The 14,469-nt window shown below is 37.4% G+C and carries 18 protein-coding genes; 12 read left to right on the top strand and 6 right to left on the bottom strand.

The window, feature by feature from the left end:
- Window positions 1–240 precede the first annotated feature (240 nt).
- The 5 genes from FA046_RS08770 (at window position 241) to FA046_RS08750 (ending at window position 4,510) form a co-directional block, all read left to right on the top strand.
- Window positions 241–2,475, top strand: a complete 2,235-nt coding sequence (locus tag FA046_RS08770; RefSeq protein ID WP_136826001.1) for a heavy metal translocating P-type ATPase — start codon at window positions 241–243, stop codon at window positions 2,473–2,475.
- Between the two features lie 21 nt (window positions 2,476–2,496).
- Window positions 2,497–2,709 (top strand): heavy-metal-associated domain-containing protein, encoded by a 213-nt coding sequence (locus FA046_RS08765; protein WP_136826000.1) that lies wholly within the window; start codon window positions 2,497–2,499, stop codon window positions 2,707–2,709.
- A 172-nt stretch (window positions 2,710–2,881) separates the two neighbouring features.
- Window positions 2,882–3,445, top strand: a complete 564-nt coding sequence (locus FA046_RS08760) for a helix-turn-helix domain-containing protein (RefSeq protein WP_136825999.1) — start codon at window positions 2,882–2,884, stop codon at window positions 3,443–3,445.
- A 208-nt stretch (window positions 3,446–3,653) separates the two neighbouring features.
- The gene (locus tag FA046_RS08755) at window positions 3,654–3,893 is read left to right on the top strand and encodes a four-helix bundle copper-binding protein (protein ID WP_225870902.1); all 240 of its coding nucleotides are present in this window, start codon (window positions 3,654–3,656) and stop codon (window positions 3,891–3,893) included.
- Window positions 3,894–3,973: 80 nt separating this feature from the next.
- Window positions 3,974–4,510, top strand: coding sequence for a hypothetical protein (locus tag FA046_RS08750; RefSeq protein WP_136825997.1), 537 nt, complete (start codon window positions 3,974–3,976; stop codon window positions 4,508–4,510).
- 267 nt (window positions 4,511–4,777) lie between these two features.
- On the opposite strand, the gene FA046_RS08745 is transcribed toward FA046_RS08750, so the two are convergent.
- Complete coding sequence (locus tag FA046_RS08745) at window positions 4,778–5,326, bottom strand: hypothetical protein (RefSeq protein WP_169303338.1); 549 nt, start codon at window positions 5,324–5,326, stop codon at window positions 4,778–4,780.
- 493 nt (window positions 5,327–5,819) lie between these two features.
- Between FA046_RS08745 and FA046_RS08740 the strand changes: the two genes are divergently transcribed.
- From FA046_RS08740 to FA046_RS17495, 6 genes are all read left to right on the top strand, one after another.
- Window positions 5,820–6,233, top strand: coding sequence for a hypothetical protein (locus FA046_RS08740; protein ID WP_136825995.1), 414 nt, complete (start codon window positions 5,820–5,822; stop codon window positions 6,231–6,233).
- A 75-nt stretch (window positions 6,234–6,308) separates the two neighbouring features.
- Window positions 6,309–6,794 carry a DUF3347 domain-containing protein gene (locus FA046_RS08735; protein ID WP_225870901.1) on the top strand — a complete coding sequence of 162 codons (486 nt, stop codon included), beginning with the start codon at window positions 6,309–6,311 and terminating at the stop codon, window positions 6,792–6,794.
- Between the two features lie 161 nt (window positions 6,795–6,955).
- Entirely contained in the window at window positions 6,956–7,516 is a 561-nt protein-coding gene (locus tag FA046_RS08730; protein WP_136825994.1) for a DUF3347 domain-containing protein, read from the top strand.
- 7 nt (window positions 7,517–7,523) lie between these two features.
- On the top strand, window positions 7,524–7,988 hold the full coding sequence (locus FA046_RS08725; protein WP_136825993.1) for a heme-binding domain-containing protein: 465 nt from the start codon (window positions 7,524–7,526) through the stop codon (window positions 7,986–7,988).
- Between the two features lie 4 nt (window positions 7,989–7,992).
- Window positions 7,993–10,725 (top strand): multicopper oxidase domain-containing protein, encoded by a 2,733-nt coding sequence (locus FA046_RS08720; RefSeq protein ID WP_136825992.1) that lies wholly within the window; start codon window positions 7,993–7,995, stop codon window positions 10,723–10,725.
- Window positions 10,726–10,928: 203 nt separating this feature from the next.
- The gene (locus FA046_RS17495) at window positions 10,929–11,225 is read left to right on the top strand and encodes a DUF6122 family protein (protein ID WP_225870900.1); all 297 of its coding nucleotides are present in this window, start codon (window positions 10,929–10,931) and stop codon (window positions 11,223–11,225) included.
- Between the two features lie 113 nt (window positions 11,226–11,338).
- Here FA046_RS17495 and FA046_RS08710 read toward each other — a convergent pair whose 3' ends face one another.
- The 5 genes from FA046_RS08710 to FA046_RS08700 all read right to left on the bottom strand — a co-directional run bounded on the left by FA046_RS08710 (window position 11,339) and on the right by FA046_RS08700 (window position 14,030).
- On the bottom strand, window positions 11,339–11,824 hold the full coding sequence (locus tag FA046_RS08710) for a JAB domain-containing protein (RefSeq protein ID WP_136825991.1): 486 nt from the start codon (window positions 11,822–11,824) through the stop codon (window positions 11,339–11,341).
- A gap of 335 nt (window positions 11,825–12,159) precedes the next feature.
- Window positions 12,160–13,197, bottom strand: a complete 1,038-nt coding sequence (locus FA046_RS08705) for a DUF932 domain-containing protein (protein ID WP_136825990.1) — start codon at window positions 13,195–13,197, stop codon at window positions 12,160–12,162.
- Between the two features lie 4 nt (window positions 13,198–13,201).
- Window positions 13,202–13,342, bottom strand: coding sequence for a hypothetical protein (locus FA046_RS17255; RefSeq protein ID WP_205943623.1), 141 nt, complete (start codon window positions 13,340–13,342; stop codon window positions 13,202–13,204).
- 38 nt (window positions 13,343–13,380) lie between these two features.
- Complete coding sequence (locus tag FA046_RS17535; RefSeq protein WP_262709950.1) at window positions 13,381–13,509, bottom strand: hypothetical protein; 129 nt, start codon at window positions 13,507–13,509, stop codon at window positions 13,381–13,383.
- Between the two features lie 59 nt (window positions 13,510–13,568).
- The gene (locus FA046_RS08700) at window positions 13,569–14,030 is read right to left on the bottom strand and encodes a hypothetical protein (RefSeq protein WP_136825989.1); all 462 of its coding nucleotides are present in this window, start codon (window positions 14,028–14,030) and stop codon (window positions 13,569–13,571) included.
- A gap of 16 nt (window positions 14,031–14,046) precedes the next feature.
- Between FA046_RS08700 and FA046_RS08695 the strand changes: the two genes are divergently transcribed.
- Window positions 14,047–14,370: a hypothetical protein gene (locus FA046_RS08695; RefSeq protein ID WP_136825988.1), complete on the top strand. Its 324-nt coding sequence runs from the start codon at window positions 14,047–14,049 to the stop codon at window positions 14,368–14,370.
- The last annotated feature ends 99 nt before the right edge of the window (window positions 14,371–14,469 follow it).

The raw sequence follows: 14,469 nt of genomic DNA, 5'->3' as shown, positions 1-14,469 counted from the left end.
GTTTCAAGTCCGTCTAAACGAATGCTATCGGAAATGGGATTATGGGCTGTGCAAATCTCGAAATGTAATTTCCATTTTATGGCTTAGCCTAATATCCGTTTGGATAAAAAAAAACAATAATTACGCCAAAACAAAACCTTTGTTAGGGAAATAATATACAAAATCATACATATTTTTATCGAAATCCTGTAAGAATGCAGGCAGCCGTCTCAACTATCTTTGTTTATCAAAAAGATTAAAATGAACAAAGAAAAAAATATAGCCACCCTTTCGCTCCCGGTATTAGGGATGACCTGTGCTGCCTGTGCAGCCAGTGTGGAAAGTATGATTTCTTCACAAAGTGGAGTTGACAGTGCAGCGGTAAATTACGCCACCCAGTCCGTTAAAATTTCTTATTACCCTGACCAAATCCAGCCATCTGATTTTCAAGAGGCGCTTCAGGCTATCGGTTATGATCTGATACTTGACGCTGAAAGCGGTAAAGAAAAACAGGAAGAAGCACAACGCAGCAATTACCAGACGCTCAAAAAGCGAATCATCGCAGCAGCGATTTTAACTTTACCAGTAGTCATCATAGGTATGTTTTTCATGGATATGAAATGGGGGAACTATTATATGTGGGCTTTAACCACACCCGTTTTGTTTGTATTCGGGAAAAGCTTCTTTATTGGTGCTTTTAAGCAAGCCCACCACAGCAGGGCTAATATGGACACATTGGTTGCCTTAAGTACGGGCATTGCCTATTTATTTAGTGTGTTTAATACCTTAAACCCTGAGTTTTGGCATCGCCGTGGTTTGCATCCACATGTTTATTTTGAAGCTGCTGCCGTGGTAATCGTTTTTATTATGCTGGGCAAACTATTGGAAGAGCGGGCAAAATCCAACACCTCTTCTGCCATAAAAAAGCTGATTGGCCTGCAACCTAAAACGGTGCTGGTAATTACTGAAGCTGGCGAAAAAGAAATACCCATTTCAGATGTGCATATCAACGACCAGCTATTGGTACGCTCCGGAGAAAAAATCCCGGTTGATGGAGAGGTTTATCAGGGCAGTTCTTACGTGGATGAAAGCATGATTTCCGGAGAGCCTGTGGCTGTCGCAAAAAACAAGGGCGACAAAGTTTTTGCAGGTACCATCAATCAAAAAGGAAGCTTCCGTTTTACTGCCGAAAAAGTAGGCGGAGAAACGATGCTTGCACAGATTATTAAAATGGTGCAGGATGCGCAAGGCTCAAAAGCTCCCGTACAAAAACTGGTGGATAAAATTGCTGGGATATTTGTTCCTATCGTGATGGCTATTGCTTTGCTTACACTGTTGACTTGGGTGCTGGTTGGTGGAGAAAATGCCTTTACGCATGGTTTGCTTGCTATGGTAACCGTATTGGTAATTGCCTGCCCATGTGCCTTAGGACTTGCAACGCCCACAGCTATTATGGTGGGTATTGGCAAAGGTGCAGAAAACGGAATCCTAATTAAAGACGCGGAAGCATTAGAATCTGGACATAAAGTAAATGCAGTGGTACTGGATAAAACAGGAACGTTGACTAAAGGTACGCCCGAAGTAACTGAACTGATCTGGTTGGGAGATTCGCAAAATAACCAGCAAATCCTGACAAAGATATTTTTCAGCTTGGAACAGCAATCCGAACATCCGCTTGCGGAAGCTATTGTTAAACATTTGAAGGCTGAAAGCAATGCTACGCTACAAGTAAGCGAGTTTGAAAGTTTGACTGGCAAAGGTGTGAAAGCCGTTTTTGATGGCCAAACTTATTGGGCAGGCAGTCATAAAATTTTGAAAGACCTGGAAATTATTGTACCCGAGGATCTACAAAACAAAGTTAATGCGTTACAGCAACAGGCTAAAACGGTTATCTATTTTACAGATAAAACCCAAATGATCGCCATTGTTGCCATCGCAGATCAAATTAAGGAAGGTTCTGCAAAAGCGGTACAAGAATTATTACACCAAGGCATTGCGGTGTATATGCTTACCGGCGACAATCAGCAAACTGCAGCTGCGGTTGCTAAGCAAGTAGGAATTGCGGAGTTCAAAGCAGAAGTTTTGCCATCCGACAAGGCTGATTTTGTTCAAGAGCTACAAAAGCAAGGAAAAGTTGTTGCCATGATTGGAGATGGAATTAACGACAGCCAAGCATTGGCACAGGCTGATGTTTCCATTGCGATGGGAAAAGGTTCTGATATAGCAATTGATGTAGCCAAAATCACATTGGTGTCTTCAGATTTGATTCAGGTGCCAAAAGCGATACGCTTATCCCGACTGACAGTGCGTACCATCAGGCAAAACCTATTTTGGGCATTTATTTATAACCTAATCGGTATCCCTATTGCAGCGGGAATTTTGTATCCGATAAATGGGTTTTTACTGAACCCGATGATTGCCGGAGCGGCGATGGCGCTAAGTTCTGTATCTGTAGTAAGCAACAGTCTTCGATTAAAATTTTACAAATTAATTTAACAATCAATAAAACAAAAAATCATGGAAACATTAAAATTTAAAACCAACATTAAATGCGGTGGATGCATCAATGCAGTAACTCCCCACTTAAATAATCTTTCTGGTGTGGATAAGTGGGAAGTTGACACCCAAAATCCAGATAAGGTATTGACCGTAGAGAGTGGGACTGGTCTAGAAGGTCAAAAGGTTATTGACACCCTTAAAGGTGCGGGCTATACGGCAGAAACGCTATAGTTAAACCCATTTTTCCAGCAAACATCAGGTCGGCATTCGGCTTGATGTTTGCTTTGTTTAAACGATTTTCCTATAAATTAGACTATGCTTGCGAACGGTGCGTTTTCGACATAAAAAATTGATTAGGTTGTTTTTATCCTTGCTTATTTTACGCTAATTATCTTAAAATAAAATGTTATTAAATATAAAAAACATGGTTTGTGATCGTTGCATTCTGGTTGTTAAGCAACAATTAGAGCACATGGATTTACAAGTTGCAGAAATTTCTTTGGGTACGGCAGTTGTTTCTCCTGATCCTTCAGAAAGTAAGTTAAGTGAAATTGCTTCTTCTCTCAACATACTCGGATTTGAGTTGATTGAAAAGGATAAAGACAAGCTAATTGAGCGTATGCGTAATGTAATTATAGAACTTATACATCATTCAGAATCGCCAGAACTTCATGTCAACTTTAGCCAGGCGCTTACCGAGCAATTGCATAAAGACTACAGCTATTTGAGTCGTCTGTTTTCGGATAGTGAAGGCATTACCGTAGAAAAATTTATTATCCAGCAAAAAATTGAAAAAGTAAAAGAACTGCTTCAATACGGAGAACTCAACCTTAATGAAATTGCTTGGAAAATGGGCTATAGTAGTAATTCGCACCTTTCTAATCAGTTTAAAGCAGTTACTGGGCAATCTCCGAGAGAATTTAAGGCTACAGAAGTTAATAAACGTAAACCTTTGGATAAAGTATAATTTTTTTCTCCGATTATTAGGGCAACCTGCTATCGTCGGAGCATATAATTGGTTATTTCAAATAACATAAATAAATATTTAACTATTTTAAACAAGTAAAATTATGACAAATCAAAAAATCAAAGAATGTATTGATGCCTGTTTGGCCTGTATGATGGCGTGTAATCACTGTGCAACAGAATGTTTAAAAGAAGACAATGTTAAAATGATGGCTAAGTGCATCCAATCAGATATGGAATGTGCTGCCTTATGTCGTTCTGCTGCCGAATTGATGAGTTTGGGCAGTAACTACAGTAAAGTACTGTGTAAAATTTGTGCCGATGCTTGTAATACCTGTGCGGATGAGTGCGAAAAACACGCCGAAATGGGTATGGAACATTGTAAAGAGTGCGCTGAAGCTTGTCGCAGATGTGCCGAGGCTTGCGAACAAATAGCAAAAGCTGCTTAAAATGCTTGATGATGATTGTCTGCTTTTTCCTTGCAGACAATCATCTTTTGTTCCCCAACTAACTTTAAACCTCCCAGTATATGCAGAGTTCGTCATTTTCAATCGTCGTGATTCCTTTGATAGCTATATCACTTAGCATTCTGTTTTATGTTATTTTACTGCGAAAGACTACTCAAAAAAAGATTTTTAAACGCTATGTGCTTACCATAATATTAGCTGCATTTCTGCTGAATGCTGTCTGGGAGATTTTGCAGATTCCTTTGTATTTAGAAGGGGTATATATATGGAGCCACATTCTTTTTTGCTTATTAGCTTCGGTAGCTGATGCCATAATGGTATTGCTGATTTATTTTGGATTTGGTATGATTTATAAAAATGCGCTTTGGATCCAAAACTTAAACCCAAGCAGAATTGCTTTTTTGGTTCTGGCAGGCGGAATAGGTGCAGTCCTGGCAGAAACTAGGCATTTATCAATTGGCACTTGGAGCTATGCCGAAAGTATGCCAATAATCTCTGTTGTAAATGTTGGACTTTCTCCGGTTCTGCAGTTCATGATTTTGCCATTGCTTATTTATATAGTCGCCGTTAAGATAGCAACGCCACATCCTTATACGTAACTTTGCGAGAAAGAATAATTTTTAAACTCGCAGTCGGGAATTTCGGCTGTAAAAATATTTGAATGATGAAAAGAAATATTTGATGAATTTAAACTCAAATTAAGCGATCTAAAACCAGCCGTTAAAGAAAAAGCATTGGAAATTGCAGGCAAATTATTAACGGAAAAAAGTCTTTCTAGAGAGGATGCTTTGAAAGAAGGAATTAAACAGGCAGAGGAGTGGTTCGTCGATTTAGAGGGATAGTATAGTATATTTTAGTATGAGACCTTACCACCTAAATGCCGAACCGATATAAATAAGATAAGATCTAAATAAATAAGTGTTATTAAGGCTAGATGGTTTAATGTCAAAACTATCAAATGTTGACCGAAAACCGATATTTACCGTTGCTTTTTCAGTTGCATTAAATAGCACTGTTGTGTCAAATAAAAATCCGGCTTTGTAATAATTTGTTTGCGATGTGTATAAGTTTGGGTTAGAAAAATCTGCCTCATACCTGTATTCCTGTTTAGTGGGCTTACTAACATATACACCTACTCCAAATGAATAATTTATAGCACTAGCGTTATATTTAGTTGGGTTTCCTACAAAAACAGAAATTGGAAATTGCACTAACTGTTCCATTACCCTTATTTTATTACTCTCGTTTTGCACAGGCACATCCGTAAATTTTCGCTGAAAATTCAGTTCAGTCTGTAAATACCAACTCTTGCCGAAATCTCTCCTATAATACAAACCATTCTCTCCTGCGGCATTGGTAGAATAACTGCTAAAACCATCATCAGCAAGTGAAAACACGGCTAATCCCGTGGTCATGGCAAATCCGTTTTTTCTTTTTTTTACGGCCTCGTTAACAGTTGAGTTCTTGTTTTGAGCAAAAGATTCAATTGTTATAAATACAAAACAAGCTGACAACAAGTGTTTTAAGACCATATTTATTTAAACATCAAACTTAATCATTAAATAATATGAAGTAAAAGATTTTTTGCAACTATTTTATTTGACAATGCGAATTAATTTAACCGACAATCAAAACCGACATGAACTGAATTAGGCACAATCCTTTCAGTATTATGAAATGTAGAATGATGAATCTCCTTCAAAGCTTTTTTAACCTAAAACACGCAATTTGTAATCATGATCATCCATAATCAACGAAATTTTGCAACATATTCCTCAAATTATATAACAAACATTAAAGAAAGAAGTTATATATTTGATTTAAATAACTTTCGATTGCACATTGAAAAATCAATTGTCCATACAGATTAAAACGAGCTTATTGCTATTTGTGTTTCTTTTGAATACGATGGTGGTATTTGCTTGTTCTTTGGGTATGGACATGGAGTTTAATTCAAGCCATCATCAAGAAAAAACGGCAAGTTCCGCGAGTCATCATCACGAAGAGGAAATACACCATCATGAAAATAAAACTTCAAAATCTTCTAATCATCATCACGAAAAAGAAGTAGAGCATCATGAAAATGACGCAGATAGTTGCTGTAAAGATGAAGCCGTAAAATTTGCGAAGGCAGATAAATTATCTCCACAAACATCCTACACAGAAATAAATCCAGTTTTTTTTCCTGCTATTTTAACCGGCCTCTTCAGTCTTAATATATTAGATGCTGGTTCAAATGTTTTTACAAATAAATTCTTTGTCTTAGGACACCATCCTCCCATACCAGACATTCGTATAGCCATCCAAAGTTTTCAGATTTGATTTTTTTGTTTTAACTATTTTCGGTTTAGTAACTTCTAACCCGACAAAATAATTATTCAATTTAAATCAATAACAATGAAAAAGATATTTTTAATGGTTGCTATATTTACAACCACCTTGGCGCAAGCCGCGTTTGCACAACATGACCACGCAAATCATAAGACCGAGACAACTGCCTTACTTCCTTTGTATTACAATATAAAAGATGCTTTGGTAAGCGGCAACGCAAACCTTGCTTCCTCAAAAGCAAATGAACTGCTTACAGCGTTAAATACTCCCGAAGCAAAAGCAATAGTTGGCAATAGCGGAGATGAACTCTTAAAATACGCCGGAAAAATAGCAGAAAGTAAAGACCTGAAAAGTCAAAGAGCAAATTTCGCTGATCTTTCTGAATCTATGGTAGCCTTGGCAAAGAACTTCCAATTATCAACTGAACCCATTTACCAAATGTATTGTCCTATGAAAAAGGCAAACTGGTTAAGTAGCAGTTCATCCGTAAAAAACCCTTACTACGGTAACGCCATGCTCACATGCGGAAAAGTAGTGGAAACCTTAAAATAAAATCATCGGGGCGAAATTTGTTGCCCTAATGATTTTTGAAATCCAAAATATCATGACAAATGTAAAAGCAGTATTAAAAAAGATTTTTAAAATCCTTTTTATAAAAAAATGCTGCAGATAATTAATCAACAATTTTTAATTCAAATCTTAAATTATACAAAATGAAAGCTTTAATTTTTAGCATCGCATTATCAACTATATTCTTTGCAGCCTGTAACAGTAACGGCACAAAACAAGCAACGTCTGAAACTACGGATATGGCAATGAATGAAACTGCAGCAACAGCCGACAACCCTTTAAAAGGTATTGTAACTGGCTATTTAAATCTGAAGAATGCTTTAGCAAAGGATGATGACAAAGGAGCAGCAGATGCGGGAAATGGCTTGGTAAAAGTTTTTGACGGTTTTGATAAATCAAGTTTAACCGCAGACCAAGCAAAAATTTTTGCTGATATACAAACAGACGCAAGAGAACACGCGGAACATATAGGAAGCAATGCTGGCAATATTGGACATCAACGTGAGCATTTTGAGACACTTAGCAAAGACGTTTACGACTTAGTAAAAGTTACTGGAGCGGGCGAGAAACTATATTATTCTAATTGCCCAATGTATAACAACAATAAAGGTGCTAGTTGGTTAAGCGAAACCAAGGATATCCACAATCCTTATTTAGGAATGTCGATGGAAACTTGTGGTGCTGTTAAAGAAGAACTTAACTAAACAAAATATGAAACGGGTTAAGATTATAATATTAGTCCTGTTTATTATTATAATAGCTATTCAGTTTATTCAACCTGCCCGCAACCAAAGCGGGCAGGTTAATCAAAATTCTATCACTAAAATATATTCGGTGCCAAAAAAGGTACAGATGATATTGAGTGTTGCGTGTTATGATTGCCATAGCAACAATACTCGTTATCCGTGGTACGCAAATATCCAACCTGGAAGTTGGTGGATGGCATCGCATATCAAGGAAGGTAAAAACGGACTGAATTTTGATGAGTTTGCTAGCTACTCTAATAGACGGCAACAAAGTAAGTTGAAATCTATAGTTAATAGTATAAATAACGGTACTATGCCACTATCATCTTACACGCTGATACATAAAGAAGCTATCCTTTCTAAAGAAGATAAAATGAGCATAAAAAATTGGGCCAACACTATTAAAGACAGTTTGGAATTAAGGAACTAGAAAAATGAAAAAAACAATTATAATGATGTTGATGATCTGCATGGTGCAGGTCTCGTTTGCACAGCAAAATGGGAATACCAAACCCACCGAAACACAAAAAAAGGAAGTAAGCTATACCTGCCCAATGCATCCAGAAATTCACGCAAGTAAACCCGGCAATTGCCCAAAATGCGGGATGAAACTGGTAGTTGAAAAAACAAAGGTAAAGCCTGCTACCTCTAAGGAAAAAATAAAAATGCCAACCAAAAAACCGGCTCCTAAAACGGACGGTATGAAAATGGACGGCATGGACATGCCAACGCAAAAGTCCAAGGCATCAGACACAAAAGAAAAGATGAAAATGCCTATGAAAAAAGCGGATGCTAAAATGCCAGCGCATTCAGGGGATATGAAAATGCCCATGGATGATCAAACCGAACATTCAAAAAGCATGATGAATATGGATGGCATGCAAATGGACGGGAACAATGCAGAAAACATAAAAATAGCAAAAGCAAATCTGGGGAGTATTAAATACAAGACCAGCAAATTTTCTCCACGTACCGTACGCTATGATTTATATGTTGCAGATACCACGGTAACCTTCGGTGGTAAGTCGAAAAGGGCTATTGCTGTAAATGGACAAATCCCGATGCCCACCCTAACTTTTACAGAGGGCGATACCGCTTTGATTTATGTACACAATAAATTAAAAGAAGAAACATCTTTACACTGGCATGGGCTATTTTTACCTAACAAAGAAGATGGGGTTCCTTTTCTTACGCAAATGCCTATTAAAGCCGGAGAAACCTATATTTATAACTTTCCCATTATCCAACATGGCACCCATTGGTACCATAGCCATTCTGGTTTACAAGAACAGATTGGAATGTACGGTGCATTTATCATGAATAAAAGAGCAGAATGGGATATCCCTACGCTACCTCTTATCATTAGTGAATGGACCAATATGAACCCAAAAGAAGTTGACCGTAGCCTTCATGCTGCCACAGACTGGTTTGCTATCCAAAAAGGGGCAACACAAAGTTATATTGAAGCCATCAAAGGCGGGCATTTTAAAACCAAAGTGGCCAACGAATGGAAACGCATGACTGCTATGGATGTGAGTGATGTTTATTATGATGCATTCCTGCTTAACGGAAAAAACCAAAATGAACAGCCACAGTTTAAAGCTGGTGATAAAGTTAGGTTGCGTATTGCCAATGCAGGCGCATCAGATTATTTTTGGCTAAAATATGCAGGCGGTAAAATAACTGTTGTAGCTACAGATGGTAATGATGTAGAACCCGTAGAAGTTGACCGTTTAATTATAGCCGTTTCAGAAACTTATGATGTGGTGGTCACCATTCCCGAAAACAAAAGTTACGAGTTTTTGGTAACCCCAGAAGACCGGACCAAATCCGCTTCTTTATGGTTGGGAGCAGGCGAAAAAGTGGCTGCGGGGGCAATGCCACGGCTAAAGTATTTTGCAGGGATGAAGATGATGAACGAGATGATGGACATGCAGGGAAATATGATAGAGATGGAAGGGATGAAAATGCAGAACCAGATCATGGATATGAACACGGTGATGTATCCTGAAATAACTGGTGCAGAAGAAATTAAAAACTCTGGAGAAGGTAAAATCATGTCTGGTATGCACATGAATCATAAAAAAAGTAAGTCTGGGATGCAAATGCCAAACACCAATAGCATGGCAGGGATGAATATGGCTCCTGAAAGTCCAGATATTGTAACGTTGAATTATAACATGTTGCGTGACCCCAATAAAACTACTTTACCCGAAGGTCCTTGGAAAGAATTAAAATTCGACCTTACCGGCAACATGAACCGTTATGTGTGGACTTTGGATAATAAAACAGTTTCAGAATCTGATAAAATTTTGATCAAAAAAGGGGAGAACCTGCGCATAATTATGTACAACAACAGTATGATGCGCCACCCGATGCATTTGCATGGGCATGATTTTAGGGTAATAAATAGCGAAGGCGAAAATGCTCCGATGAAAAACGTATTGGATATTATGCCGATGGAACGAGACACCATTGAATTTGCCGCAACAGAAAGTGGCGATTGGTTTTTTCATTGCCACATTCTTTACCACATGATGAGCGGAATGGGCAGGGTATTCAGCTATGAAAATTCTCCGCCGAATCCAGAAATACCAAACCCCAAATTGGCCCAGAGAAAATTAAACAGTGATGACCGCATGTTTCATCTGATGGGCTCAGTTGGATTGGAAAGCAATGGTAGTGATGGAGAGTTGATGCTCGCCAACACCCGTTATAGATTATCTACCGAGTGGCGTTTAGGTTTAAAAAGCCACCATGGTAATGAAAGTGAAACTTATTTCGGGCGTTATATTGGCAAAATGCAGTGGTTGTTCCCATTTGTGGGATTTGATTATCACTATAACAGCGTACGTGATGAAACAGAAAAAAATCTTTTTGGGCAACTTAGCAATCAGGCTAACAGAAAAGCATTTGTTGCAGGTTTCCAGTATATATTACCTATGATGGTTACCGCAGAAGCAAGGTTGGATAGTAAAGGCAAAGTACGTTTTCAACTGATGCGGGAAGATATACCACTTACAAGCAGATTAAGAATGAATTTAATGGGAAACACAGACAAGGAATACATGGGAGGTTTGAGGTACATTGTGACTAAGTATTTCTCCTTATCTACCCATTACGATAGTGATATGGGTTATGGCGGAGGATTGACTTTTACTTATTAGCCAAATTCAAAAAGTAAACATTTAATAAGGAAGTCTTATTTAAATTAATTCTGTTAGGTATGCGTTCGTAACCATGTGAGGTTATACAAATAGAATGAAATTGGAGCAAAGACATAATAGCACCTAATTATTTGAGTGTTATTATGTCTTTCTTTTGAGATTATATCCTTTTATTTCCTGAAAAATAAATTGAGAAGATCAATATGATCCATATATTACTCCACTTTATAGTACCAGCCCTTTTTTCTTTCTTTTTTTATCGGCACATGGCCACAAAAGCATGGCTTATTATGATAGCGACGATGATGGTGGATTTGGACCATTTGATTGCCACCCCAATATATGACCCTAATAGATGTAGCATTGGGTTTCATCCTCTACATTCTTACATAGCTATAATAATATATTTTATACTGCTATATTTTCCCAAAGCCCGTATTGTGGCTATTGGCTTAATTATTCATATGGCGCTCGATTTTATTGATTGCTATACTTTTTAAATCATATTGAGGTGTCGATTTCGGGTAACCCGTAGAGCGTATTCTCCTAATATAAAGGTTTATAAAAATTATGGATTGGTTGTATTATATATTTTTTAAAGACGATGAAGGGATCATAAAATCCCTTCATCTGCAAAAGAAAAATATCCTTCAGCAGTAATAATTACATGGTCTAAAACTGTAATATCTAATAATTCTCCTCCAGCTTTGATTTTTCGAGTCATGCTTTTATCGGCATCACTTGGTTTTAAGTTGCCTGACGGATGATTATGACTCAAAATGATGCTACTTGCACATGTCTTTAATGCGGTGGAGAAAATGAGTTTGGGGTCTGCAATAGTGCCGCTCATTCCACCATTTGAAACTTCATAAATACCAATTACTCTATTGGCTCTATTCAATAACATGATTTTGAATTGTTCTTTCAGTTCTAAAACATCTTTATCCCAATGACTTTGTAAAATGTCATAAACCTGTTTTGAGGTCATCACTTTTGGTCTTTCGGAAGTCTTGAATTTCGGTTTATAGCTTACGCTGATTTCTGAAACTTGAAACAATGAGATTTGTGTGTTTATTGCTGGTTCTTGAAACTTTTCCATAATCTTCTTTTTTAAATTTTTAATGAATGAATTATGGTGCTTCATCTGCCTTGTATTGGGATTAAGGGCAAGGTGGAGATTTTAAAAATGTGGAGGTTCCGCCAGAGTGGATACCCATTTTTCAAATACGACCTTGGCGTAGCGAACCTGTATCCCTAAATGAGGCTATCTTTGTGCGATAATTTAATCGATGAAGTCTGATTCGCTTTTTAAAATCCCTCTTTTAAACCTCCTCATCAATGAACAGCCCCGTATTTTCTCGCTTTAATCATCATTATTAATAGCGAGAAAATGCGGGGCTTCGGACGAATAAAAAAAGGGCTTTCGCCCTTTTCTTAAACAAAAAATGGTAATTCAGCTTTATTTTTGGCGAAAGCTTCGCAAAGTTTAAAAGCTTGTTGTGTTCTTTGCAATCCTGTTCCGAAATGAATGGATTTCAATTTCTGTTCTTCATTTTTATGTGATTTTACATTTTGATAATAACCCGTGACGGCATTATATGCACCAAACAAAGTTCCTTTAGTGGTTAGGGTTTGCTGGGTTTCATTAGAAAAAGCATATTCCAAAACGTTGTTGCAAATATTTTTAAAATGCGTGGAATTTTCATCCTCTCTCTTTTCTAAAACATTTCTCAATACCTCTTTTGATGGTGATATAGCTTGTTGAACTAATTTCAAAACCTCTTGGTCTGTAATTCTAACTTTCGACCAATGGTTAAAAACCTGTTCCAATTCGTTTGCTAAAGCATTACTAATGCCCATTAATTGGTGCGCCTGCTGTAACCTGTCTTTGGCATTATTGGTATGCTTTATTTTAATTCCATTGCTATTATTTTTTAATGCTGCATTTAAGGTATTGTTACAAACTACCCGTATGGGTGTAAAAGCTGCGGTTATACTGCCCGAACCATCGTGTGAAGTGGTTAAGAATAAATATTTCTCAATCAAATCATCAAAGCCCACTCTGATATAATCAGGAAGTTTTGCGGTAATAAAAATGCGTTCGCCTTTGCCTAATGCGCCTGCGGTTTCGTATAAGATACCGTCTTGATGGTTAACAATGGCATCAAAAAAAGTAAAAGCATCTTTGTTTTGTACCACTTCATAATCACTTCCTAGTTTATCGCCCAAAATTTCTTGGTTGTCTGTTCGATATGTGAAATAGGAATTTTCGGAAATGATTTCCTTTCCATCGGGCAAAAGGTGTAGATTGGGGAGTTTTAAAACCTCAAAATCTAGTCCTGCAAATTTTAAAGCTTCTGCACTGGTGGGATAATCTGAAACAATTTGCCCTAAGCCATGCCATGCTTTTTCTTTCACTGAAAAAAAACTATGCTTTTGGGTCTGTTCGTTATAATTGATGTGATGTGCCATAGTTTTATTTTTTAGGGTTCTGAATATTGCTAATGATGATTTTAGTTTCTATGAACTGAACATGTTTTGTATCGGAAACGATGACTACCGCTTCTTTCTCTACTTCTTTAATGATTTGTTCACGGTTGGTCAGTTCTGTTTTCAATCTCGCTTGGATTGTTAAATACATTATTTCCTGCATGGCTAAAAATTATAGATGTTTAAAAAATCGTTAAATTCTGCGGTGTAACGTTGTGGATTGCTTTCTGCTAAATCTTCTGCATAACCTTCCCAAAATATTTGGTCGGTAAATTCTATAAATAACTCTATCATGGTAATTGCTGTTAAAATGCTTTGAAATAAGTCCCGGCATTACACCGGGACTAAATGGTTTAATGTTTTGGAAAAACAATGTTTGCTTCAATTTCCGCTAACTTTTCCATACAAGCTTGGCGAATAAAAGAAGTTACCAAAGTGATTAAACCCGAGGTTTTGGTGGCGAAGTTCCTGCCTTTGTCGTCGGCAATCATTAATTGGCAACCCTGAAAATGGTTGCTTTCCAATTCTTCACTTTCACTTTTTAGGGTGATTTCAAACTGGTCTAATTCTGTGATTCTTTTTAATAATCGCTCACGGTGGATGCTTCTTTGGTGTAAATCTGCCACCACTTTTAAAGTGGATTCTAAATTTGGAACTAGTTGTTTTTGCTCTTCTTGTTTTGGTTTTTCTTTTTGCTCATCCTTTTTTGTTTCTCCATTGTGGGAAAGATTAGGGTTCTTGATAGCAGGTTTGATTTCTGCTAATTTGTTGCTCGTTCCTTGAACTGCTCCGTTTGTTTTTTCTGCTGTTTTCATTTTGAATAAAAATTAAATGGTTAAAAAATCTGTTCATCCCATTTCGGCTTGCGCCTCCATTGGCTTTTTGATAGAGGCTAAAAAATTGTGTGGTGGGCGGGCAAGTCAAGACTTTGAGGCAAAAAAATACTACCCGGAGCGTAGCGGAGGCGTGGAGATTTATTTGTCCAAACCCGAAGGGCATGGTCTTGATTGCCGAAGAGGTTTAAATTTGCCTCTGCAAAAAAGCCAAGAAGAATCTTTAGGAATAATCGCTTTAAAAAGCTTTCGGTTTGGATTTCTTTTAAAAAGAATGGATAGCTGGAATGCAATGGAAGCTATTGGTTCTTTCGCTTTATAAAAGCACAACAAAAACTGCCATTTCCGCAGCGGAGCGGAACGGAGCACCCGAAGGGCATTCATCTATTTGAGGTACGAAAAGGGATGAATGGTTTTGGTT

Origin of the sequence: Pedobacter cryophilus (assembly GCF_005116455.1) — a bacterium.
Classification (GTDB): domain Bacteria; phylum Bacteroidota; class Bacteroidia; order Sphingobacteriales; family Sphingobacteriaceae; genus Pseudopedobacter; species Pseudopedobacter cryophilum.
The sequence above is the reverse complement of the archived record's forward strand: the minus strand, read 5'-3'. Positions and strand labels throughout refer to the sequence as shown.

What these genes read in the sequence shown, in the direction of transcription:
- FA046_RS08770 (WP_136826001.1), top strand. Translation starts at nt 241, where the DNA reads ATGAACAAAGAAAAAAATATAGCCACCCTTTCGCTCCCGGTATTAGGG.
- FA046_RS08765 (WP_136826000.1), top strand. Translation starts at nt 2,497, where the DNA reads ATGGAAACATTAAAATTTAAAACCAACATTAAATGCGGTGGATGCATC.
- FA046_RS08760 (WP_136825999.1), top strand. Translation starts at nt 2,882, where the DNA reads ATGTTATTAAATATAAAAAACATGGTTTGTGATCGTTGCATTCTGGTT.
- FA046_RS08755 (WP_225870902.1), top strand. Translation starts at nt 3,654, where the DNA reads ATGGCTAAGTGCATCCAATCAGATATGGAATGTGCTGCCTTATGTCGT.
- FA046_RS08750 (WP_136825997.1), top strand. Translation starts at nt 3,974, where the DNA reads ATGCAGAGTTCGTCATTTTCAATCGTCGTGATTCCTTTGATAGCTATA.
- FA046_RS08745 (WP_169303338.1), bottom strand. Translation starts at nt 5,326, where the DNA reads ATGACCACGGGATTAGCCGTGTTTTCACTTGCTGATGATGGTTTTAGC.
- FA046_RS08740 (WP_136825995.1), top strand. Translation starts at nt 5,820, where the DNA reads ATGGTGGTATTTGCTTGTTCTTTGGGTATGGACATGGAGTTTAATTCA.
- FA046_RS08735 (WP_225870901.1), top strand. Translation starts at nt 6,309, where the DNA reads ATGAAAAAGATATTTTTAATGGTTGCTATATTTACAACCACCTTGGCG.
- FA046_RS08730 (WP_136825994.1), top strand. Translation starts at nt 6,956, where the DNA reads ATGAAAGCTTTAATTTTTAGCATCGCATTATCAACTATATTCTTTGCA.
- FA046_RS08725 (WP_136825993.1), top strand. Translation starts at nt 7,524, where the DNA reads ATGAAACGGGTTAAGATTATAATATTAGTCCTGTTTATTATTATAATA.
- FA046_RS08720 (WP_136825992.1), top strand. Translation starts at nt 7,993, where the DNA reads ATGAAAAAAACAATTATAATGATGTTGATGATCTGCATGGTGCAGGTC.
- FA046_RS17495 (WP_225870900.1), top strand. Translation starts at nt 10,929, where the DNA reads ATGATCCATATATTACTCCACTTTATAGTACCAGCCCTTTTTTCTTTC.
- FA046_RS08710 (WP_136825991.1), bottom strand. Translation starts at nt 11,824, where the DNA reads ATGGAAAAGTTTCAAGAACCAGCAATAAACACACAAATCTCATTGTTT.
- FA046_RS08705 (WP_136825990.1), bottom strand. Translation starts at nt 13,197, where the DNA reads ATGGCACATCACATCAATTATAACGAACAGACCCAAAAGCATAGTTTT.
- FA046_RS17535 (WP_262709950.1), bottom strand. Translation starts at nt 13,509, where the DNA reads ATGATAGAGTTATTTATAGAATTTACCGACCAAATATTTTGGGAAGGT.
- FA046_RS08700 (WP_136825989.1), bottom strand. Translation starts at nt 14,030, where the DNA reads ATGAAAACAGCAGAAAAAACAAACGGAGCAGTTCAAGGAACGAGCAAC.
- FA046_RS08695 (WP_136825988.1), top strand. Translation starts at nt 14,047, where the DNA reads ATGGTTAAAAAATCTGTTCATCCCATTTCGGCTTGCGCCTCCATTGGC.